The following is a 22,027-nucleotide window of genomic DNA, read 5'->3' as shown; positions in this document are numbered from 1 at the left end:
TTTTCGAATTATTTAGAGTCGTAACGCTACATGATTGTATTAAATTAAATTTTAGAACCGGCTGTATTCAATTTCAGAAAACCTCGCACCAGGACATTTTTAAAATGAAATGTCATCGTGCGCACTTTAATGAAACGTCAGTGATGAATCGGACCATCACCATCCGCTGGGGTGAATACAAGCGGCGTACAATATAATTACCAAGTCCCTATTAAGCAATCATTAATTGAAAAAAATAAACAACTACTTTTATTTCAAAGAGTTGTTTGATGGATATGTTTATTAATTGAAGTGGATTTAAGATAAATTAAATAATAGCCATTATGGATAGAAAATCAAGGTGAATTTTTTTCGTTTAACTTATTGATTTTATATGGTTAAATTTATTTTTCTCAATGGGTATTATAGATAAGAACAACGAGATTTGATTTAAGCTTAATTTATTATGAGGCAGGCAAAGAATTGGCTATAAAATTAAATAGCCTATTTGCATTAATTAAACTTACTATTCAAGTTCCATATAATGAAACACCGACTTCGTTTAAAATATAAAACGAGAGTCGGCATTTAATATTAACGCTATTTATCGGTCATCTGAGTTTCTGAAAACCGTTATCCGTTATTTTCTTCTCAGTTTTTGCTGGGTATATAAAGCATCTAATGTAAATAAAATTAATGCAACCCAGATAAAGCCAAAGGTGACTAACAATTCAGGTGTCATCACTTCACCGTACATAAACACGGCGAGTAAGAACATAATACTTGGCCCCATATATTGGAAAAAGCCTAGAGTTGACAGCCTTAAGTGGTTAGCTGCCTCTGTAAATAGTAACAGTGGCACAGTTGTAATTACCCCTGCGGCAACTAGCAGTGCATTTAAATGCCAATCATTCATTGCCATATCGCTAGTTGGACTATCTGCAAAAAATAATAAGAAGATAATACCGACAGGAAGTAGCCAAAGTGTTTCGAATGTCATCCCTGTTTGTGCATCGACACCTAATTTTTTACGTAATAAACCGTAGGTAGCAAATGTAACGGCCAAACTTAGACCAATCACAGGCACTGAGCCGAATTGCCAAAGCTGGATCAATACACCCGTTAGTGCAAGACCAACAGCAATCCACTGCATACGGCGAAAACGTTCTTGTAAAAATAGCATTCCAAACAGTACGTTAACTAGTGGGTTAATAAAGTAACCTAAGCTAGCTTGTAGCATATAACCATTATTAACTGCCCAAATATAAATTAACCAGTTACATGCAATTGTCGTTGCCGTCACCCCAAGAACTAATATTTTCTTTGGTTGCTTCAGTACTTGGCGGACATAACTCCAATGGCGTGAAACGGTTAATAATAAAATCATAAAGAAAAATGACCAAATAATACGATGAGTCAGGATTTCTTCTGCGGGCACTTCTTGGATACTTTTAAAATAAATAGGTGCGACACCCCAAATAAAATAGGCGCCTAAGGCACATAACACGCCTTTGGTAGTATTTTGCTGGCTCATTGTTGGCTCTGAAATTGAATTAAAGACTAAAAAGATACTTATACAGAGAGACCGAGCCGATTTAAGCAGCTCGATTTTTGATACCACTAATGTGACATTGCTCAGGTTTTTTTACAAGTTATTAGTTTAGTAGGTGACTAATTATTTGTATCTATTTTATCCCACCAGGTAAGTTGCCGTTGCTGTCGCAATATGCTGATTGTTTTCATTATGAAGTTCGCAGCGTGTAACGGCTATTTTATTACCATCTCTTAATAAGCTGGCACTGGCGGTAAAAAGTTGGCCTCGACCAGGGCGTAAATAATCAACTCGTAGGTCGATTGTTCCCATGCGAGACATTTTGTCGACAATCTCAGTATGAGTTAATGGATTAATGCGCTGCAAAATACGGTTAATACACACCATGCCTCCTGCAACATCTAAAACCGAAGCGATCACACCGCCATGTAAAATGTTCTGAGTGAAATTACCAATTAATTGCTGACGATTTTCAACGGTAAGCTGAACAAAATCATCATTTAGACTCATTAACTTAATCCCAAGTAATTGGTTAAATGGCATTTTATAAATAAATGCATGGCTCATTAACTCACTGGCTTCTTCTAAAGTATAAGTACGGTCATTCATCGTTTTCATCCTTTAAAAATATGTAAATAATAAGTTAACATTACGTGTAAATTATGTCTCTAACAAACGAATGAATAATCTTTCAACAGTTATTCAGTTTTGTGTGTAAAATAGGACAAACTTTTTTTGGACGATGTTGAAATAGGAATGACTAATGCGCGCTTTACCGATTTTGTTAAGTGCAGTGCTCAGCTTTTGGTCTGCTTCACTGTTTGCGACTGAAAATACAAGTATTCAGCCTGAACAAGATGTCAAAAATACCCTACCAATACGTGGAAGCATCATTTCAGGATTACTACAACACCATGATAATCCATTTGTATTGTATCCGTATGAATCGAATTACATCATTTATACCTATACCTCCTCGATGAATAAAAAAGCGATTTCTAGCTATAATTGGGGCGATGATGCGTTAAAGGATGAAGTTAAATTTCAACTAAGTTTAGCTTTTCCATTATGGGCCGGTATTGCTGGTGATGATTCCATTTTAGCCGTTTCTTATACTCAACGTTCTTGGTGGCAGTTAAGCAATAAAAAAGAATCTTCACCATTTAGAGAAACCAACTATGAGCCTCAGGTGTTTGTTGGCTGGCTAACTGACTACCAATTTGCGGGTTGGACGTTACGTGAGATTGAAACGGGCTTTAACCACGAGTCAAATGGGCGCTCAGAACCGACCTCTCGCAGCTGGAACCGTGTATATGCGAGGGCAATGGCGCAAAATGGTAATTGGCAAGTTGACCTTAAACCTTGGTACCGCATTCATGAAAGTGAAGGGCGTGATGATAATTCTGATATTACCAAATACATGGGCTACTATCGCTTAAAGGTAGGATATGCATTGGGAGATAGCGTATTTACTACGACTGGACGCTATAACTGGAATACCGGTTACGGTGGTGCAGAGTTGGGGTGGAGTTATCCAATTAGTAAACATGTGCGTTTTTATACCCAGTTGTTTAGCGGATATGGTGAGTCGATGATAGACTACAATTATCGCCAAACCCGTTTTGGTATCGGTGTTATGCTAAACGATATGTTGTAATGGAAGAAAAACTCAGTGCTCTATTCAGTTCTGAGTGAAATACCAAGTCATAAATCAACAAATTCGCTGCTCAATTGGGCAGCGGCTTGTTTTATCGATTGAGGAAGTTTGTGTCCACAGCTTGCGTCATTAACCAACTTTCATTGGCTGAACATGTGCTTAATAGTACATTTGGTTATCAGTCATTTCGCCCCGGGCAAGATGCTGTCATTGGGGCCATTTTAGATAACCGTGATTGCTTAGTGTTAATGCCAACAGGGGGCGGTAAATCCCTTTGCTACCAGGTCCCTGCTTTAGTTAAAGAGGGGGTCACACTGGTCGTTTCGCCATTAATATCATTAATGAAAGACCAAGTTGACCAATTAAGGTTACATGGGGTTAATGCGGCATGTTTAAATTCATCACAAACGTCACAAGAACAGCGTCAAATCATGGAGCTGTGCAGTCAGGGGGAAATAAAATTACTTTATGTTGCCCCTGAACGGCTATTAACTGATTATTTCCTAAGCCAATTAGCAGGGTGGAATATCACTTTGCTAGCCGTGGATGAAGCCCACTGTATTTCTCAATGGGGACACGATTTTCGCCCTGAATATCGTGCACTAGGCCAATTACGGCAATCATTACCTAATGTACCCGTGATGGCGTTAACCGCAACTGCAGATGAAACCACACGTGCAGACATTATTCGCTTATTGGAGCTACATGAGCCATTAGTTCATGTGAGTAGCTTTGATAGGCCAAATATTCGTTATACCTTAGTCGAAAAATATAAACCGTTAGATCAACTTTGGTTTTTTATTAAAGGCCAAAAAGGAAAAGCGGGTATTGTTTATTGTAACAGTCGCAGTAAGGTTGAAGAAACGACAGAGCGCTTGCAAAAACGAGGCCTAAGCGTTGCAGCATACCATGCAGGGTTAGAGGCTGCTCAACGGGAGTGGGTACAAGACGCATTTCTAAAAGATAATCTGCAAGTTGTCGTGGCGACAGTGGCTTTTGGGATGGGAATTAATAAATCAAACGTTCGGTTTGTTGCTCATTTCGATATTCCACGTAATATCGAAGCGTATTATCAAGAAACAGGGCGAGCAGGGCGTGACGGTGTTGAGGCCGAAGCCATTTTATTTTATGACCCGGCCGATATGGCATGGTTACGTCGTTGCCTTGAGGAAAAACCTGCAGGTATGCAGCAAGATATCGAACGGCATAAGCTGAATGCCATCGCGGCTTTTGCTGAAGCACAAACCTGCCGTCGTTTGGTGTTACTCAATTATTTTGGCGAAAATCGTCAGCAGCCTTGTGGTAACTGTGATATTTGCTTAGACCCGCCAAAACAGTACGATGGGTTAGTGGATGCGCAAAAAGCGCTATCCTGTATTTATCGTGTTGGTCAGCGGTTTGGTATCGGCTATATTGTAGAGGTATTGCGTGGTGCTAATAATCAACGTATCCGTGATTTAGGCCATGACAAACTGCCTGTTTACGGTATCGGTAAAGAACAAAGTAATGAACATTGGGTTAGTGTGATTCGCCAATTGATCCATTTAGGTATGATCACTCAGAATATTACGCATTTTTCAGCGCTTCAATTAACTGAGGCTGCACGGCCTATATTACGGGGTGAAGCGGCACTAAAACTAGCAGTTCCGCGTGTTTTAGTGGTAAAAAGCCGTAATCAACAAAACAAAATTTATCATGGCAATTATGATAAAAAATTATTTGCGAAACTGCGTAAATTACGTAAGTCCATTGCAGATGAAGAAAATATTCCACCATTTGTCGTGTTTAATGATGCAACATTAATTGAAATGGCTGAGCACACTCCAACTTCACCAGCCGAATTATTGTTAATTAATGGTGTTGGCGAGCGTAAACTCGAACGTTTTGGAGTGGCATTTATGGCACTTATCCAAGACCATCTTGAAGGTTATGAATGAATAAATAAGGAAACTGCAGGATGACGCCTGAAAACCTAAAAGAGAGTTGGCTGAATCGAGAAACTCAATTTTCTGCTTTTACAAATGGCCCGCTTTTAGATTTCTGGCAACATCGAGAAGAATCTCAATTTATGGGAGTTGATGATATTCCCATTCACTATGTCCGTTTTATTCATCCAAAGCACCATAAAGCGATAGTCATTTCACCGGGGCGTAGTGAAAGCTATGTGAAGTACCCTGAAGTGGCTTATGATTTTTATCATTTAGGCTATGATGTTTTTATTATTGATCACCGTGGTCAAGGGCGATCAGGGCGCATGTTAGCTGATCCTCAAAAAGGCCATGTTGAAAAATTCACTGATTACATTGACGATTTTGAAAAGTTCATTGAGCTTGAGGTTAAATATCGGCATTACCCAAAATGTTATGCATTAGCACATTCAATGGGAAGTGCTATTTTAGCAGGGTATTTGTTGCGAGATAACGTCACATTTGATGCCGCAACCTTATGTGCACCGATGATTGGTATTAATTTACCCATGCCTCGTTGGATGGCGAGCTTTATTGTTGATAGAGCGGAATCGCGCGAAAGCGTTCGTAATGATTACGCGGCCTCTACTGGGAAATGGCAGCCATTACCTTATTTAATCAATGTATTAACACACAGCTCGGAGCGTTATCGGCGCTACTTACGTTATTATGCCGATTATCCTGAATTACGCTTGGGTGGGCCAACTTATCATTGGCTACGTGAAAGTTTTGTGATTGGCGATGAGCTAATTGCGAAAGCGGGAGAAATTGATGTGCCACTGATGGTGTTGGAAGCCAGTGAAGAAAAAGTGGTCAGCAATAAAGAGCTACAAGCTTTTTGTCAAAGCCGACAAAAAGCGCAAATAGGACGAGAAGAAAAATTACCTCTCATTATTGAAGGGGCACACCATGAAATCCTATTTGAAGTGGATGCATTAAGAGCGATGGCGCTCAATGCTATCTGTGATTTTTTTGAGCAGTATTAGTTAGGGTTTGAATATGAAATATCCTGTAGTTGCTTCCGATTTGGATGGGACACTGTTATCTCCCAATCATGACTTAACGTCTTATACAAAAGACACTTTGAAACAGCTAGTAACTTCGCAAGATGTGCATTTTGTGTTTGCAACAGGCCGTCACCATGTGGATGTTGCTCAAATCCGTGATGGTTTAGGCATCGATGCGTATATGATCACGTCTAATGGTGCGCGGATCCATAATACCCGTGGTGACTTAATTTTTGAGCACAATGTTGCCCCTCAAATTGCTCATGAGCTGTGTTTAATGGAATTTGATAACCCTGAGCTTGTCACTAATTACTACCATGGTGATGATTGGTTTATCAACCGTGAAAGCCCTGAACAAAAAGAATTTTTTAAAGAATCGGTATTTAACTACCAGTTGTTTGACCGCCACAATTTTGTCACCTCTGAGGTCTGTAAAGTTTACTACACCAGTGAAGATCATGATTTGCTGGTGGATTTACAACGCCGTATTCAAGCTCGCTGGCAAGATAGAGTGAATGTAACGTTTTCACTGCGTAGCTGTTTAGAAGTTATGGCTGGTACTGTTTCTAAAGGGGAAGCTTTGAAGCAAGTAGCTGCTCTACATGGCTATACACCGAGTGATAGTATTGCGTTTGGTGATGGTATGAATGACAAAGAAATGCTGACGATGGCCGGAAAAGGCTGCATCATGCAAAATGCACATCAGTTGCTAAAAGATGCGTTACCACACATGGAAGTCATTGGCTCGAATAGTGATGATGCTGTTGCTCGTTATCTGAGAAATAAATACCTTAATAACGCATAATTCATTTTGTTATTTGAAATAGAGAAACCAGATAGGCAATATGTTTATCTGGTTTTTTATTATCGCAATTAGACTAGAAACGTAAGTTCCCACAGTGAAAATACAGCGAAACGTGCTTTTTGTGAAATTTAGGTCACTTTTCCTATTTTTTCTGACAAAAAGTAAATTTAAACTAGGGGGATGAGTGTTTAGGTCGATATTAATGGATAGCACTGTTTTCACAGGTTGCATACTGCACTGTTGAGGGTTCCTTAGGATGAAAAGAATTGCGTTAGTACTGTTGTTAGGCTCGATTTGTTTTAGTTCCGTTTTAACTGCTAAACCTACCACTGCGCCAGCATCGGCAACAGTAGCACAAGAGCCCTCGATTGAACAAATTACGCAGTTAGCGCAAAAAGGTGACCCTAAAGCCCAATTCCAGCTAGGTGAGCGTTATTTTAAAGGGTTAGGTGTTTCTCAAGATTCTAAAGCTGCGGCTGAGTGGTTCATCAAGGCAGGAAACCAAGGGAATTCAGATGCGCAATTCCGCCTTGGCACGATGTTCGTAAATGGTTTTGGTGTGCGTCGTGATTATGACAAAGCGATGCTGTGGTACGAACAAGCCGCTGCTCAAGGTGATACCCGAGCTGAAACAAACATGGCGATGATGTACGCGCAAGGCTTAGGTGTTACTCAAAACCTAGAAAAAGCGGCATTTTGGTTTAGAAAAGCTGCGCAGGGCGGGAATATACTGGCTCAATTCCAGATAGGCCAAATGTACTCGATTGGTAGTGGTGTTGATTTAGATGATGAGAAGGCGGTCTTCTGGTTTAGAAAAGCCGCGAAACAAAAAGATGCTAAGTCTCAAGACCGCTTAGGTGTCATGTACTCTGAAGGACGTGGCGTGAAGAAAAACTTGCAGCAAGCCTACGCATGGCTTGCAACTGCGGTTTACAGTGGTAACGCAGAAAGTCATCGTCTACAGAATAAGATTGCGGAGCAGTTAAGTCCTGAAGAATTACAGCAGGCACAAAAATTAGCGGAAGGTTATATTAAATCGTATGGTTTTAAAGCCAGCTAACGATTAAGCAGATGTGTGGGATACGATTTTGTATCCCACCAGTATGACAACCGATAATACAAGATAGCACCAAGAAAGCCGATAAAAACGGTTATTTCCCCAGCCTCGACGAATGGCAAGCTGCTGCTGTTTCGATGATAGCTTGCCACAAAGTACACGAAACCCGACGATATAAACCGCACAATACACTTGCCAAAGATATAGCGTATTAAATGCAAAAGCTTTTCCAACAATTAATAAGATAATTAATGGAATCAAAAAGAATAAAATCGACCCAACACGTTCAAGTTGGGCGATCCTCAAGATCACTAATTCGTCTTTTTCATCTAATTGTAATGGCATAATACGGCTTACAGTTCCCCAGATTTACGGCTTGGATTACGTCCTGAAAGATTGTTTGTCGCACTTTGCAGAGAGTTATCACGGACATCCACCCTTGCTTGGAATGGTGGGAATGGCAAGGTAATCCCTTGTTCAGCAAAGGATACTAGGATGTTTTGATGTATTTCATGGCGCGCAGGTAACCGGTGGCCCATTTCTGCGGCATAGACACGTAATTCAAAAATCTGAATACCTTGTTGTAAATCAACAAGATATACTTCAGGTGCCGGGTTGTCTAAAATCATCGTAGAGCGTTGAGCTGCACGTAAAATAGTATCTGTCACTAATTCACTATTGGCATCAGAAGGTGCAGGAATCGTCATGACAATACGTGTGATCGTGTCAGAAAGTGACCAGTTAATAAATTGTTCAGTAATAAATGCCTTATTTGGCACAATAATTTCTTTTCTGTCCCAATCTGTTAGCGTGGTTGCACGGGTATTGATCTTGGTAATACTGCCGGTCAAGTTACGGATAGTTACTGTATCTCCAATCCGGATCGGTTTTTCAAATAAGATCATCAACCCTGAGATAATATTAGCGAAGATTTCTTGTAAGCCAAAACCAAGCCCGACCCCCATCGCCGCTACAAGCCATTGTAGTTTTGACCACTCAATCCCTAACATAGAGAAGCCAACAATGGTCCCGATAATAGTAATCGTATACTTGGTTAGTGTGCTGATAGCGTAACCGGTACCTGGCGTTAAATCCAAATGTTGGAGTACTGCCAGCTCAAGTAAAGCGGGTAAGTTACGAACTAATTGGGCAGTAACGATAATAGTCAAAATAGCAATGAAAATAGAGCCCATGGTGATAGGTTGTACCGTATCAACGCCATTAACCGTTGAGGTCACATCCCATAAGCGAATATTTTCAAGGAAAGAGAATGCAGTATGTAGCTCAGACCATAGCCAAATTAATGAAACCAAGGCAATCATGGTTAAAATCGAACGAACTAACCCCACAGATTGGGTGCTAATGGTATCCAAGTCGATAACCTGTTCTTCGATATCAATATTTCCTTCGCTACTGGCGTTTGCTTGCTGGCTATCGTCTTCACCTTTAGCACGTTGCGCCAATATCTCAGCACGGCGTTGTTTCGCACGCTCGAAGGCTAATTTACGGCGCTGCATCGACATCCAACGGCGAATAGTATGATAAACGATAAGGATGACAAACCAAATGGCGACAGAAGTTTCTAAACGTGCAAGCAGGGCCTGTGAGGTTGAGAAATAACCTAAAATGGAGAAGAACCCAGCAACAATAGGTGCGAGTAATATCATCCACCACAAGGCCTTATTAACGATATTCTCACCGGACCCATGTCTATCTAAATAGAGAGGGATTTGTGAACGACGCAAGTTGTTGGTAATTAAGCTAAGTGCGACACATAAAAAGATAAAACAGAAACGACCAATACTGGCTGCAAATTCCCTATCGCTATAATGTTCAAAGGTAATAATTGCCATCACTAATGGAACGATGACAAAAATCGCCATTCGGTAATAACGCATCGCACGTTTAACGGAATCTTTGTCCCAACCGAAGTGAGAAATAAATAGCCCGGTTGGACGAGAAAAGGTTTCGCTGATCATAAACAGCCACAATAAAGGTGTCGTCGCACTGACACCATAACCTATCGCCGCGGCCATGGGGTATTGCCATGCACTTTGTAAGCCATAGCCGATGGCAGACCACATCATAGGTAGAGGAAGAGCAACAATAATTGACCAGAAAATAGTTCGAATGGTTAAGTAGAACCGGTCTTGTGTCACCTTACCAATACGTAAACTGGAACGGTCAAGAAATGCTTGGTAGTGCTTACGCGTGCTAATACTGAAAATGACTAATGCTATCGAACCAAGAAGATACAAAAAGGTATCTTGAGTTGTCAGCATAACGTTCAGTGCACCAGCAAGTTGGGACAAGGTATCCAGTGAAAGTAATTGAGTAATATCAGTTACTAACATGACAGGATAGCTGATGCTTATTGGTGGAACATCTGCGACCCAGAAAAGATAACGGTTGGAAGCATCTTTGACTTCTTTTAATGCATCGGTTAATTGCCCAGTAGCGACATTAAGCTTCGTTAGCTCTAACATTTCAGCATCGAGGCCTGAAATTAAAGAGGTCAGTAGCTCTCGGCGGGTTTTAATTAATGACTGATAAACTTGCACTTGAGCTGCATTAAGCTCATGCTCGGTTTCTTGCTCGGTTGTATCTACTTTACCTAATCTATCGAGGCTATCTTCATAATTTAAGCGTTGTACACGTAAATCAGCCATTTCACGATCAAGTTGTTGGCTTTTGGGGATATCAGGCAAACGAGAAAGCTGTGTTCTGAGAGCTTCCCCTAATGTACTTGAACTGCTGATCCACTGAGCTTGCTCGCGAATAGTTGTGAGTGCTTGGCGAGCATCACGGATACTGGTTGAAATTTCTGCTTGGCTATTGGTGATAGCGCTCATGCGCTGTGCCTGAGCGGTTAATTCCTGAGACATTTTGCGGTTAATATCAAGCTGCTCAGTTAAAAATGGCGTTAGTTCCCCTTGTGCGGCCAACATTTCCGTGTGTTCTAACGCTAAAATTGCTTTTTGTTGGCGTTGGGTATTTTGGAAATCACGTAGGTTTTGTAACTCAAGTTCCATACGTTGATAGCGTTTTTTGTATAATTCCAACGTAAGGCGTGAGATTTCTTGGCGGTTATTGGCAGAAAGCTGCGCCATTTCCAGTTCATTAACCGTTGACTTGCGAGCACTTACTTCGGCTTGAGCCAATGTATACTGGGCATCGGCTAATGGCGTTGACGGTGTACTCAGAGACTGAAAGCGCGAAGTGGCTTCAGTGAGTAAACGTCTGGCTTCAGAAAGCTGTTGTGGCAGAATATTTAATGATTCACTGATTTCGCGGCCTTTATCTTGCTCTTGCTGAGTTAAGCGGCTTTGATCGAGTAATTGGCTGCTAAGCTGAATAATACGTTGTTCAAGTTCACCTAAGCTGATACCCACTGGTATTGGGGCCGGCTCATCACTTTCATTAAGAATTTTTTGTCTTATTTCTTTGATAATTCTAGGAAAGTTATCAATGGCTTCTTGATAAGATTTGGCTTTTGCATCGGACTCTCGTGTTTCACTCATCCAATTCAAAGCACCCTGTAATGCTTGTGCTATCTCTGCATCTTTGGGGTTGGTGCTTGACTCAAGTTGTTTGAGCTCCTGCTTAATCTGTGCTTCATCCTGCGCTGCAGTTGGTGCTGCAACGGAAGAGAAAACGATTAACAGACTAAGAAAAAAACTGATAATCACACGCACAGTGAGGAGCTCCTTCAAGAGATAATAATTTAACTAAACGTCGATGGATTCTTCTGTCACTGTATTTGCAACAGTTTCAGCGAGTAATTCGCCCATGCGAGTTGCATAACCGGGGATTAGTGATGAATTAAATGTCACTTTGTTAGGTTCAAATAAATTAATCACTGTTGAACCCAATTTAAACAGTCCCATTTCCTCACCTTTTTTCAAGAAAACAGCCCCTTCAGAGTCTAACTCAGGGTAAACCCAACGCTTAATGACGCCTTCACGAGAGGAGTTAACGCAACCGCTCCATACGGTTTCAATACTACCAACGATGGTTGCACCGACGAGGATCTGTACCATTAGGCCGACAGGGGTGTCAAAGACACAAATCAAGCGTTCATTACGTGCAAATAGATTGGGAACATTTTGTGCCGTCAACGGATTTACAGAGAATAAATCGCCAGGAACATAAATCATCTCTTTGAGCAAACCGTCACACGGCATGTGTACACGGTGATAGTCACTCGGGGAGAGGTAAGTGGTAATAAAGTCACCACCACGAAAACGTTCCGCTAATTGGTATTGGCCTGCAAGTAACGCTTCCACTGTGTAATTATGGCCTTTAGCTTGGAAGATAAGGTCATCATTAATCGGGCCTAATTGGCTAACTGCACCGTCAGCAGGTTGAGCAAGTTGGTGCTCTTTTTCGACAATCGGGCGTGCGCCTTCTTTTAGCAGACGGATAAAGAAATCATTAAAAGTGGCATAAGCAGTAAGTTCGCTTTTTTGCGCTTCATTCATGTTGACTTTATAGGCTTTTGCGAACAGTTTAATTGCCCATTGTGTCATGAAACCCGCATTGCGGCTTGCAAACCAGCCTGCAAATTCAGTAAGACATTGTTTTGGAAGCATATATTGCAAGCGAATTTTAATTTTATCTAGCACGTTAACCTCTGATTTTTAAAGGTATGTTAGCAAAAGGGCGGCTATTGTACACAGTTTACTCATCATATTTCAAACGGTCGCGTAACAGGCTAACCGTAATTAAATTATTTAGAGCTGTCTTAGCGTTAGGGAGTTAATTGTAAGCACTCACTAACATTATTTATCTTTTGCCGTAAAATTGCCACGAGGTTTGATTTGTTCCATGCTTTCTAAAATGCGATGGTAGTTTTCAAAACGTGATTCAGCAATTTTATTTGCTTCTACGGCTTCACGTAACAGACAACCTGGATCATCTAAATGTTTACAGTCACGGAATTTACAGCCACCAAGGTAATCTTTAAATTCGACAAATCCTTTGGTCACTTGTTCCGTTGTTAAATGCCATAAACCAAATTTGCGCACACCAGGGGAGTCAATCACATCGCCGCCCAACGGGAAGTGGTATAAACGAGCTGTTGTTGTTGTATGTTGCCCTAGCCCTGAGTTGTCTGAAACCTCATTGACTAAAATCATTTCTTCATTGTGAGGGAGTAATGCATTTAATAAACTTGATTTGCCCACACCAGACTGCCCAACAAATACTGAAACTTTACCTGCTAGCGCGTTAGTAAGTGCTTCCATGCCTTCGTTGGTATGGCTTGAAACTTCGAGAACTTGGTAGCCAATATTGCTATAAATCGTCATTAAATCGCTTACCCACTCACGGTTTTCGTCGTCGAGTAGGTCGACTTTATTGAGAACGATAACAGGCTTAATCCCTGTGGTTTCGCAGGCAACTAAATAGCGGTCAATAATATTCAGCGAAAGCTCAGGTAAAATAGCGGAAACTACGACAATTTGGTCAATATTAGCAGCAATCGGTTTTAAGCCATCATAATAATCGGGACGAGTTAGAACAGAACGGCGTTCATGAACAGCTTCGACGATGCCATTTACTTTGATATCGCTCTGTGTGTTCAAGGCTGGCCGCCACACCACGTTATCCCCTGTTACGAGGGATGAAATAGTTCTACGCAAGTTACAGCGCTGGATAGTCCCGTCACTTGCTTGAATGTCAGCATGTTGCCCAAAACGGCTAATGACTAAGCCTTCTTGTGCTTCACCTAATTGGCTATCATCAATTTCAACTGTTTTTTGCTTTTTAAGTCTTTTTTGATGATTTTCTTGAACTCGGCGCTGTTGGCCTTTCGAAAGTTTCTGTTTAGCCACCTGTCCTCTCTTTACTATGGGCTGTATTTTAGGGGTTACTCACGCCTGTCACTGAAGGCATGAAGAGTGCTATCATACCTTAACTTCATAGAATGCAGTTAGGGTATATCATGCAAAAGAATGAGAATAATTTAATTTGGATCGATTTAGAAATGACGGGGCTCGATCCTGTTCGTGATCGTATTATTGAAATAGCGACTATTGTAACAGATAGCCATCTTAATATTTTAGCAGAAGGCCCTGTAATTGCAGTTCATCAAACGAATGAACAACTTGCTTTAATGGATGAGTGGAATGTAAGCACTCACACCAATAGTGGTTTAGTTGAACGTGTGCGCAAAAGTACCGTGAGTGAGCGTGAAGCTGAGCTAGCCACCATTGAGTTTTTAGAAAAATGGGTTCCCCAAGGGGCATCACCGATTTGTGGGAATAGTGTTGGGCAAGACAGGCGTTTTCTATTTAACTACATGCCTGAATTAGAACGCTATTTTCATTATCGTTATCTTGATGTTAGTACACTTAAAGAACTTGCACGTCGCTGGAAACCTGAAATTTTAGCAGGGTTTTCGAAGAAAAATACCCACCAAGCTCTTGATGATATTCGTGAATCGGTCGCTGAACTGGCTTATTATCGGGAAACATTTATTAAAGAATAAATGATTCGTTATGAAAGTCGCCATTGGCGACTTTCATTCGCGGTTTTTTCTCAATAAGTTAACAATGTTAACGTATTGAAATCAGTTTATTACAACGGGTGTTGATAAAATCACCATTGTGATTGAATTGTCAGCAAACGAATAAAAAAATAAAAATTTTGAGCGCAAGGGCTTGCTAGTATCTGAATTTTTCGTATAATGCGCTCCCCGTACCGATGAAGTTTTTGTTATTGAGTCGGCACGTGAAACATCCAGAAATGTGATGCGGGAATAGCTCAGTTGGTAGAGCACGACCTTGCCAAGGTCGGGGTCGCGAGTTCGAGTCTCGTTTCCCGCTCCAAATTTTCTTGATGTTTTAGCTAGAACACTATTTTCGTGATGCGGGAATAGCTCAGTTGGTAGAGCACGACCTTGCCAAGGTCGGGGTCGCGAGTTCGAGTCTCGTTTCCCGCTCCAAACTTTCTTAGTGTTTTAGTTCGATAGTACCCACCAAATGCGGGAATAGCTCAGTTGGTAGAGCACGACCTTGCCAAGGTCGGGGTCGCGAGTTCGAGTCTCGTTTCCCGCTCCAATATTTTCTTTATCTCTTAACTTTTCTTCTTAATTAAATCTCACATAATATTCATTTAACTTAATTTTATTTAAGTAAAATCACTTAGTGCATATGAACTGCGTTTGTTCACTGTTTTTATCCCTTGAACACTGGGATCTAAAAGGGTTTCGCGATCTTTTTTGGATCATATCCAGATTTGTGCTTGCATTCATTTTCAGGGCGCCATAGAATAGCCACCCCTTAGCAATAGGGTGTTTTACTTCCATCTCTAAGATGAAAACATGAAGTTTAAATAATAAACAAAAATATGCTTTTTTATTTACTTCGAGTGTTTTTTCATTTTAATCTTACTTTTTGGTCACTTTTGTATTGCTAGTTAACGTAAAATCAGTGTTTTTCTTTTCAACGCGACATTAGAAAGTTATCCACAGCTAACTCAATCAATCTGAGTTTTTATTGCGATTTGAAATAACTTATTACACAGAGTTATCCACAGGCTAATTAACAAATTCCTGCTGTGCTATTTAATTCTAGCGTTTAAGTTGTATTATTATAACTTGTTGATTTTATTGGTCTGTGAATTATTTTGTCAAAATGAGGCTAGCACAGCTTGCAAATTCTTTACCTATTGTCAGGTAAGCATTTTTTATTTTATTCACATCAATTTGACAATTCTTCATTCCGGATATATAGCAGGCTTTTTTCTAGGCGTCTCTCGGTAAACCTTTGTTAATAGCGCGTACAAGGCGTTTTTGCTGTGAAGTTTGAATTGTGACTTGGTTTGCATCGCGTCGGTTAAGCTGTTGTTGTATAGACCATTGGAAGTGCTCATCTAGCATTTCGTTGATCCCCAATCTATTTTGTAAAGCCAGTACAATACGGTCTTGATAAGGTGCATTACCTAGTGCCACACTGATATTTCGCAGCCACTTAATATAACCAATGCGGCGGATTGCAGAGCCTTCGGTCACCTTTAAAAAGGTTTTTTCATCCCATGAGAACAAGTCAAGTAGCTCTGGTGTATGTAAGTCCTTTCTTGGACTAAAATCATCTTCATCAGTAAGCTGGGAAAAACGGTTCCACGGGCAAATGAGCTGGCAGTCATCGCAACCATAGATCCGATTTCCCATGAGTGGACGAAATTCTTCTGGGATAGCACTATCTAGCTCGATTGTGAGATAAGAAATACAGCGTCTTGCATCGACGGTGTAAGGTTCAACAATCGCACCTGTTGGGCAGGTTGTCATACAAGCAACACAGCGACCACAATCTTCTTCGACAGGTTTATCAACAGGAACGGGTAAGTTAATCAATAACTCACCGAGAAAAAACCAAGATCCTGCTTCACGATTTAAGACTAATGAATGTTTCCCTGTCCATCCTAAACCTGCTTTAACTGCAAGAGGGCGTTCTAAGATTGGAGCGGAATCGACAAAAGGTCGAAAATTAAGATCATCGCTACTGGTGCCATCGGGCAGTATCACTCCGTTAAATTCACGACAATAGTCTAAAATACGATCTGAAAGTTGTTTTAGGCGTTTTTTTAATAGCTTGTGGTAGTCTCGTCCTAGGGCATAACGGCTGATATAACCTAATTCGGGGTTATTTAATGTACTGGCAAATGCGGCTTTGGCGGGCAAGTAATTCATACGCACACTAATGACACGTAACGTGCCTGGGTGCAGTTCGTGTGGTCTGGCTCGCATCATTCCATGGCGGCTCATCCATTCCATCTCGCCATGAAATTGTTTGTCTAGCCATGCTTGTAATTTGGGCTCTTCCGCAGAAAGGTCAGTATCGCAGATCCCTACTTGTTGGAAACCTGCTTCAATGCCCCATTGTTTAATATTCTGAGCGAGAAGATCGAGATCGAGGTATCTTGCCATCAGATCCTATCTTGATAAAGATTAAAACGGCAGGCACTCTATCATGACCTGCGTTGTTCATCAAAATGCATGAAAAATACCGTCAATATTGAGAACAATTATAGGATATTTCTGAACTCATCATTCAAGCAATGTTAATTAAGAAAAAAGCCCCATCTTAGGTTAATATAAGCGGTAATATTGATGTTTGTTGATATCTCTTTATGCATTTTGATCAGCAATATAAACTATGCATTTAAAGGATAAACAGGCGACACCGCCTATTAATGACATAATAAAAGAACAATATGAAAGAATGTACAATACAACTTGCCAATGAAGCGCAAACTGTTGCGTTAGGTAATGCTATCGCTAAGGCTTGCCATCAAAGCACTGTGATTCACTTATACGGTGATCTTGGTGCAGGGAAAACCACCTTTAGCCGAGGTTTCTTACAAGCGCTAGGTCATCAAGGCCATGTAAAAAGTCCAACTTACACATTGGTTGAACCCTATGAATTAGCAGATCGTCAAGTTTTCCACTTTGATCTCTATCGGTTAGCCGATCCTGAAGAACTTGAATTTATGGGAATTCGTGACTATTTTTCTGGAAATTCGATCTGTTTGGTCGAATGGCCGCAACAAGGTAAAGGTTTTTTACCTGAAGCGGATCTTGAGCTCCATCTGACCTATCAAGGCGAAGGGCGTCAGGCTCACTTTGTTGCTTTTTCTGCCAATGGGGAGTCGTTGTTAGAAGCATTACCCCTACTCTAAGGAAGCTATTGCTCATGTTGAATGCATCAATGCACAGAATAACAAAAAAGGGTTTTTTTACTGTTTTCGTCTTGTTTATGGTATCCGTTATGTGGCTGTTTGCTGCAAAAACACAAGCGGCAACATTATCGAATATTCAAGTTAACAATAGTCCATCACAAGCAGAAGTGGTACTAAGCTTTGTTGATGGTAAGCCTGATTACTCCTATTTCCCATTGCATTCACCTGAGCGCCTTGTTGTTGATATCAAACAGCGAGGCGAGATTATTGGCCTACCGCTTAAAGTTCCCGCAGGGGATCTTGTAAAACTAGTACGGGCAAGCCAACCTTCTGATAATCAACACAAACGCTTAGTTTTAGAGCTATCTCGTGCAGCTAAAACGAAAGCAGTACTTAAACAAGTTTCAGGTGAATATCAGTTGGTATTAATGATATCGACGGGAAATTCATCCGGTTCTACTTCCTTTAATCAAACCAATAATACGATTAAAGCAGCGGCAAATAGCGCTCAAGATAAGCCATTGAAGATAAATAATCCTGCGCCTGTTGCCACGCCAACACCGACTAAATATAAAAATATGCCGAAGGGCAGCAAGCAGGTAGTTATTGCGATTGATGCAGGGCACGGTGGAAAAGACCCTGGTGCGATTGGTAAGAATGGTTATAAAGAAAAGGATGTGACTCTTAGTGTTGCACGTAAGTTATACCAACGTCTTGAAGCCGACCCAATGTTTAAACCTGCGATGACACGTGATGGAGACTATTTTATTTCCGTTAGTGGTCGTTCTGATGTGGCACGTAAGAAAGGGGCTAATATGTTGGTGTCAATTCACGCAGATTCGGCTCCGAATAGCAGTGCACGAGGAGCATCAGTGTGGGTATTGTCTAATCGACGTGCAAACAGTGAGCTGGGTAGTTGGCTCGAACAACGTGAAAAACAATCTGAATTATTAGGTGGGGCGGGTGATGCGCTTAGTGGTGCGGACCCTTATTTAAGCCAAGCTGTTTTAGATCTACAATTCGGCCATTCTCAGCGTGTGGGGTACGATGTTGCGGTTAAAGTGATCGAACAGCTGCGAAAAGTGGGTAATATTCATAAAAGAACACCTGAGCATGCAAGTTTAGGTGTATTGCGCTCCCCAGATATCCCATCGATTTTAGTCGAAACTGGTTTTATTAGTAATACGGCAGAAGAACAGTTGCTAAAATCTAATGAATTCCAAGACAAAGTCGCAGAAGCTATCCATTTAGGATTACGTCAATATTTCTTGGCGAATCCAATACAAGCGGCACCACAATAAGGGGGGAAGACATGGCAATACATATTCTCTCCCCACAGCTAGCCAACCAAATTGCGGCAGGAGAAGTGGTCGAAAGGCCTGCGTCAGTGGTTAAAGAGCTCGTTGAGAACAGTCTTGATGCCGGGGCAACGCGTATTGATATCGACATTGAGCGTGGTGGAGAAAAACTGATCCGTATTCGTGATAATGGCTGTGGTATCGGTAAAGATGAACTGATTCTCGCATTAGCTCGCCATGCGACCAGTAAAATTGCCACTTTGGATGACCTTGAAGCTATTATGAGTATGGGGTTTCGCGGTGAAGCGCTAGCGAGTATCAGTTCCGTTTCACGTTTAACATTGACATCCAAGCCCGCAGACCAAACAGAAGCATGGCAATCATATGCCGAAGGCCGGGATATGGAGGTGATGGTTAAACCTGCAGCGCATCCCAATGGCACAACGGTTGAAGTATTAGATTTATTCTATAATACGCCAGCTCGCCGTAAATTTATGCGCACAGAAAAAACCGAGTTCGGCCATATTGATGAAATTGTTCGCCGAATTGCACTTTCTCGTCCTGATGTGGCTATTAACCTGACTCACAACGGGAAATTAGTAAAGCAATATCGAGCCGCTCATGATGAAGCGCAGCAAGAGCGGCGTCTCGGGACGATTTGCGGTACGGGTTTTCTGCAAGGCGCTTTGGCGTTATCTTGGGAACATAGCGACCTTGCTATCAAAGGGTGGGTTGTTTCTCCATCAATGACATCAGGTAGCGAAACGCAATATTGCTATGTTAATGGCCGTATGATGCGTGACCGCCTGATTAACCATGCTATTCGCCAAGCCTATGAAGGGCATTTAGACGAAAACCAACAGCCTGCTTATGTCTTGTATTTGACGATTGATCCAAAACAAGTTGATGTTAACGTACACCCAGCAAAACATGAGGTTCGTTTTCACCAAGCTCGCTTGGTACATGATTTTATTTATCAAGCGGTACGAACGGTATTATTAGAAGCTGCATCTATTGATGAGCTTCCGGGTATTGAACCAGCAAATATAGGGTTAGAAAATCGACCTTCTGCGGGGGAAAACTATTTTTCTTCACCAAACGTGACTCCCAAGCAGCAACATAAGACAGAAAATCATACGCTCATTGAAAATACCGTTCGAGAGTCTAAAATACCTTATGACCAGCCCAGCCACTTAAAGGATAGTGCCGCAAATCACGCTTTTTCTTCACCGAAGACAACGTCAGGTTTTTCAGAAAATGCGCCAGCAAAAACGTTTGGTTCAACGTATGACAAAAAAGCGGGTGAGCTGTATCAGAGCTTAATGTCAATTCCCGTTGCCTCTGAAGATAAAAAACCGCTTTTTCCTGAGCGTAAACCGATAAACTCGCCACCAATATCGTCACAACCTGTAGCAAAAAATGCGGATAACTACCTTTTTGGCAAGGTATTGACAATTTACGCAAAAAACTTTGCATTAATTGAGTCTTCGTTGGGGCTAATCCTGTTATCCTTAACGGAAGCTAATTATTTATTGAAATTGTCACAATTGTCACCGGGTGGCGGAGCCTTAAAGCCTCAGCCATTGTTAATACCTCTAAAAGTGTCACTTAAAAATGATGAAATAGAGGTTTTACAGCGGTACAAGGAACAATTGACAATATTTGGTATCGAAGCCACGATATTACATGGAAAAGTAACAATTCATACGGTATCGTTACCATTAAGAACACAAAATTTATCACAGCTTTTTTCTGAACTACTCGATTTTTTATCGAGAAAAGAAAGTGTCACTGACGAAGAGATTGCACAATGGCTCGCTAAAGCAGTTTCACAGGTTAAAACAGAAGAAAGTTGGAGTTTAGCACAGGCTGTTCAGTTGCTGGCTGATGTTGAGCGGGTATGCCCTCAGTGGGTAAAAAATCCCCCACCAACATTATTACAATTAATTAATTTACAATCCGTGGTAGCTACACTAACAAATGAGTGATTTAGCAACTCAGAAAAAACCTGACGCAATATTCCTAATGGGTCCAACGGCCTCAGGTAAAACCGCTTTGGCGATCGAACTTCGCAAGCATTTGCCTGTGGAAATTATTAGTGTCGATTCGGCATTAATTTACCGAGGAATGGATATTGGCACAGCAAAACCAACAGCGGAAGAACTCAGCCAAGCTCCCCATCGTCTGATTGATATCCTCGATCCGTCTCTACCATACAGCGCTGCCGATTTTCGCCGTGACGCATTAAATGCCATGGCTGAAATTACCTCACAAGGTAAAATTCCGTTATTAGTTGGCGGCACTATGTTGTATTTTAAAGCCTTATTAGAAGGACTTTCACCACTTCCTTCAGCTGACCCAACAGTTCGTGCTGAAATTGAACACATTGCGAAAGAACAAGGATGGGGAGAAATTCATCGTCGTCTTACTGAAGCTGACCCAGTTGCCGCGGCAAGGATCCACCCTAACGATCCACAAAGATTATCCCGTGCTTTAGAGGTATATCTCATTTCGGGACAAACTTTGACTGAAATGACACAAACAGCTGGGGAAGAATTACCTTATAATGTGTTTCAGTTTGCTATTGCGCCACAAGATCGTAAAATTTTACATGAGCGCATAGAACAACGTTTTCATCTGATGATAGATGCGGGTTTTGAAGAAGAAGTTCGCAAATTGCATCAACGAAATGATTTACATGTTGACCTCCCTTCAATCCGTTGTGTGGGATATCGGCAAATGTGGTCATATTTAGATGGTGAAATTAGCCATGATGAAATGATTTATCGGGGAATTTGTGCAACTCGCCAATTGGCAAAACGTCAAATTACCTGGTTAAGAGGCTGGGAGAATGTTCATTGGTTAGATAGTGAACAACCTCAGCAAGCGCTTAGCACCGTTATGCAGGTTATGCGTGCATAGGACTGATGTTTGTGTACAATTAGAACGTTAAGCGCAATTTTTGAGTAGTTACTTTTTGGAATCTAAAAGATTCTCTTTTAAAAACAACAAAATAAGGAAAAC

Annotated in this window: 17 protein-coding genes and 3 tRNA genes; 13 read left to right on the top strand and 7 right to left on the bottom strand. The window is 41.2% G+C overall.

Annotated elements, in window-relative coordinates:
* Window positions 1-619 precede the first annotated feature (619 nt).
* Both rarD and PR725_RS03405 read right to left on the bottom strand, forming a co-directional pair.
* A complete protein-coding gene (rarD, locus tag PR725_RS03410) occupies window positions 620-1,513 on the bottom strand; it encodes an EamA family transporter RarD (RefSeq protein ID WP_004907370.1) in 894 nt (297 codons plus the stop codon).
* 156 nt (window positions 1,514-1,669) lie between these two features.
* Window positions 1,670-2,140: a thioesterase family protein gene (locus tag PR725_RS03405; protein WP_004907373.1), complete on the bottom strand. Its 471-nt coding sequence runs from the start codon at window positions 2,138-2,140 to the stop codon at window positions 1,670-1,672.
* A gap of 154 nt (window positions 2,141-2,294) precedes the next feature.
* On the opposite strand from PR725_RS03405, the gene pldA reads away from it, so the two are divergent.
* From pldA to PR725_RS03380, 5 genes are all read left to right on the top strand, one after another.
* The gene (gene pldA, locus PR725_RS03400; protein WP_004907375.1) at window positions 2,295-3,188 is read left to right on the top strand and encodes a phospholipase A; all 894 of its coding nucleotides are present in this window, start codon (window positions 2,295-2,297) and stop codon (window positions 3,186-3,188) included.
* Window positions 3,189-3,298: 110 nt separating this feature from the next.
* Window positions 3,299-5,125 carry an ATP-dependent DNA helicase RecQ gene (recQ, locus tag PR725_RS03395; RefSeq protein WP_110731580.1) on the top strand — a complete coding sequence of 609 codons (1,827 nt, stop codon included), beginning with the start codon at window positions 3,299-3,301 and terminating at the stop codon, window positions 5,123-5,125.
* Between the two features lie 20 nt (window positions 5,126-5,145).
* Window positions 5,146-6,141, top strand: a complete 996-nt coding sequence (gene pldB, locus PR725_RS03390; RefSeq protein ID WP_004907380.1) for a lysophospholipase L2 — start codon at window positions 5,146-5,148, stop codon at window positions 6,139-6,141.
* A 13-nt stretch (window positions 6,142-6,154) separates the two neighbouring features.
* Complete coding sequence (gene yigL, locus PR725_RS03385) at window positions 6,155-6,967, top strand: sugar/pyridoxal phosphate phosphatase YigL (RefSeq protein WP_004907381.1); 813 nt, start codon at window positions 6,155-6,157, stop codon at window positions 6,965-6,967.
* A gap of 256 nt (window positions 6,968-7,223) precedes the next feature.
* On the top strand, window positions 7,224-8,027 hold the full coding sequence (locus tag PR725_RS03380; RefSeq protein WP_109912146.1) for a tetratricopeptide repeat protein: 804 nt from the start codon (window positions 7,224-7,226) through the stop codon (window positions 8,025-8,027).
* 3 nt (window positions 8,028-8,030) lie between these two features.
* On the opposite strand, the gene PR725_RS03375 is transcribed toward PR725_RS03380, so the two are convergent.
* From PR725_RS03375 to rsgA, 4 genes are all read right to left on the bottom strand, one after another.
* On the bottom strand, window positions 8,031-8,369 hold the full coding sequence (locus tag PR725_RS03375; protein ID WP_004907384.1) for a hypothetical protein: 339 nt from the start codon (window positions 8,367-8,369) through the stop codon (window positions 8,031-8,033).
* A gap of 8 nt (window positions 8,370-8,377) precedes the next feature.
* Entirely contained in the window at window positions 8,378-11,719 is a 3,342-nt protein-coding gene (mscM, locus tag PR725_RS03370) for a miniconductance mechanosensitive channel MscM (RefSeq protein WP_109912145.1), read from the bottom strand.
* 33 nt (window positions 11,720-11,752) lie between these two features.
* A complete protein-coding gene (gene asd, locus PR725_RS03365; protein ID WP_004907387.1) occupies window positions 11,753-12,649 on the bottom strand; it encodes an archaetidylserine decarboxylase in 897 nt (298 codons plus the stop codon).
* A gap of 156 nt (window positions 12,650-12,805) precedes the next feature.
* Entirely contained in the window at window positions 12,806-13,858 is a 1,053-nt protein-coding gene (rsgA, locus tag PR725_RS03360) for a small ribosomal subunit biogenesis GTPase RsgA (protein WP_272567571.1), read from the bottom strand.
* 110 nt (window positions 13,859-13,968) lie between these two features.
* Here rsgA and orn point away from each other — a divergent pair, with 110 nt between their 5' ends.
* The 4 genes from orn (at window position 13,969) to PR725_RS03340 (ending at window position 15,085) form a co-directional block, all read left to right on the top strand.
* A complete protein-coding gene (gene orn / locus PR725_RS03355; RefSeq protein WP_110731581.1) occupies window positions 13,969-14,514 on the top strand; it encodes an oligoribonuclease in 546 nt (181 codons plus the stop codon).
* A gap of 264 nt (window positions 14,515-14,778) precedes the next feature.
* Window positions 14,779-14,854, top strand: a tRNA-Gly gene (locus tag PR725_RS03350).
* Window positions 14,855-14,894: 40 nt separating this feature from the next.
* A tRNA-Gly gene (locus PR725_RS03345) sits at window positions 14,895-14,970 on the top strand.
* Window positions 14,971-15,009: 39 nt separating this feature from the next.
* Window positions 15,010-15,085, top strand: a tRNA-Gly gene (locus PR725_RS03340).
* Between the two features lie 686 nt (window positions 15,086-15,771).
* On the opposite strand, the gene queG is transcribed toward PR725_RS03340, so the two are convergent.
* Window positions 15,772-16,953: a tRNA epoxyqueuosine(34) reductase QueG gene (queG, locus tag PR725_RS03335; protein WP_110731582.1), complete on the bottom strand. Its 1,182-nt coding sequence runs from the start codon at window positions 16,951-16,953 to the stop codon at window positions 15,772-15,774.
* A gap of 287 nt (window positions 16,954-17,240) precedes the next feature.
* Between queG and tsaE the strand changes: the two genes are divergently transcribed.
* From tsaE to miaA, 4 genes are read left to right on the top strand one after another with little or no spacing between them, the layout of a single operon-like run.
* Window positions 17,241-17,705, top strand: a complete 465-nt coding sequence (gene tsaE, locus PR725_RS03330; protein ID WP_004907392.1) for a tRNA (adenosine(37)-N6)-threonylcarbamoyltransferase complex ATPase subunit type 1 TsaE — start codon at window positions 17,241-17,243, stop codon at window positions 17,703-17,705.
* A gap of 14 nt (window positions 17,706-17,719) precedes the next feature.
* Window positions 17,720-19,006: an N-acetylmuramoyl-L-alanine amidase AmiB gene (amiB, locus tag PR725_RS03325; protein ID WP_196718309.1), complete on the top strand. Its 1,287-nt coding sequence runs from the start codon at window positions 17,720-17,722 to the stop codon at window positions 19,004-19,006.
* Between the two features lie 11 nt (window positions 19,007-19,017).
* Window positions 19,018-20,991, top strand: coding sequence for a DNA mismatch repair endonuclease MutL (mutL, locus tag PR725_RS03320; RefSeq protein WP_196718308.1), 1,974 nt, complete (start codon window positions 19,018-19,020; stop codon window positions 20,989-20,991).
* On the top strand, window positions 20,984-21,925 hold the full coding sequence (miaA, locus tag PR725_RS03315; protein WP_109912139.1) for a tRNA (adenosine(37)-N6)-dimethylallyltransferase MiaA: 942 nt from the start codon (window positions 20,984-20,986) through the stop codon (window positions 21,923-21,925). The genes mutL and miaA overlap by 8 nt, the downstream gene beginning before the upstream one ends.
* Window positions 21,926-22,027 lie beyond the last annotated feature (102 nt).

The organism is Providencia sp. PROV255 (genome assembly GCF_028478065.1).
Classification (GTDB): Bacteria; Pseudomonadota; Gammaproteobacteria; order Enterobacterales; family Enterobacteriaceae; genus Providencia; species Providencia rettgeri.
The sequence above is the reverse complement of the archived record's forward strand: the minus strand, read 5'-3'. Positions and strand labels throughout refer to the sequence as shown.

What these genes read in the sequence shown, in the direction of transcription:
- pldA (WP_004907375.1), top strand. Translation starts at nt 2,295, where the DNA reads ATGCGCGCTTTACCGATTTTGTTAAGTGCAGTGCTCAGCTTTTGGTCT.
- tsaE (WP_004907392.1), top strand. Translation starts at nt 17,241, where the DNA reads ATGAAAGAATGTACAATACAACTTGCCAATGAAGCGCAAACTGTTGCG.
- mutL (WP_196718308.1), top strand. Translation starts at nt 19,018, where the DNA reads ATGGCAATACATATTCTCTCCCCACAGCTAGCCAACCAAATTGCGGCA.
- miaA (WP_109912139.1), top strand. Translation starts at nt 20,984, where the DNA reads ATGAGTGATTTAGCAACTCAGAAAAAACCTGACGCAATATTCCTAATG.
- rarD (WP_004907370.1), bottom strand. Translation starts at nt 1,513, where the DNA reads ATGAGCCAGCAAAATACTACCAAAGGCGTGTTATGTGCCTTAGGCGCC.
- pldB (WP_004907380.1), top strand. Translation starts at nt 5,146, where the DNA reads ATGACGCCTGAAAACCTAAAAGAGAGTTGGCTGAATCGAGAAACTCAA.
- yigL (WP_004907381.1), top strand. Translation starts at nt 6,155, where the DNA reads ATGAAATATCCTGTAGTTGCTTCCGATTTGGATGGGACACTGTTATCT.
- orn (WP_110731581.1), top strand. Translation starts at nt 13,969, where the DNA reads ATGCAAAAGAATGAGAATAATTTAATTTGGATCGATTTAGAAATGACG.
- PR725_RS03405 (WP_004907373.1), bottom strand. Translation starts at nt 2,140, where the DNA reads ATGAATGACCGTACTTATACTTTAGAAGAAGCCAGTGAGTTAATGAGC.
- PR725_RS03375 (WP_004907384.1), bottom strand. Translation starts at nt 8,369, where the DNA reads ATGCCATTACAATTAGATGAAAAAGACGAATTAGTGATCTTGAGGATC.
- PR725_RS03380 (WP_109912146.1), top strand. Translation starts at nt 7,224, where the DNA reads ATGAAAAGAATTGCGTTAGTACTGTTGTTAGGCTCGATTTGTTTTAGT.
- queG (WP_110731582.1), bottom strand. Translation starts at nt 16,953, where the DNA reads ATGGCAAGATACCTCGATCTCGATCTTCTCGCTCAGAATATTAAACAA.
- amiB (WP_196718309.1), top strand. Translation starts at nt 17,720, where the DNA reads ATGTTGAATGCATCAATGCACAGAATAACAAAAAAGGGTTTTTTTACT.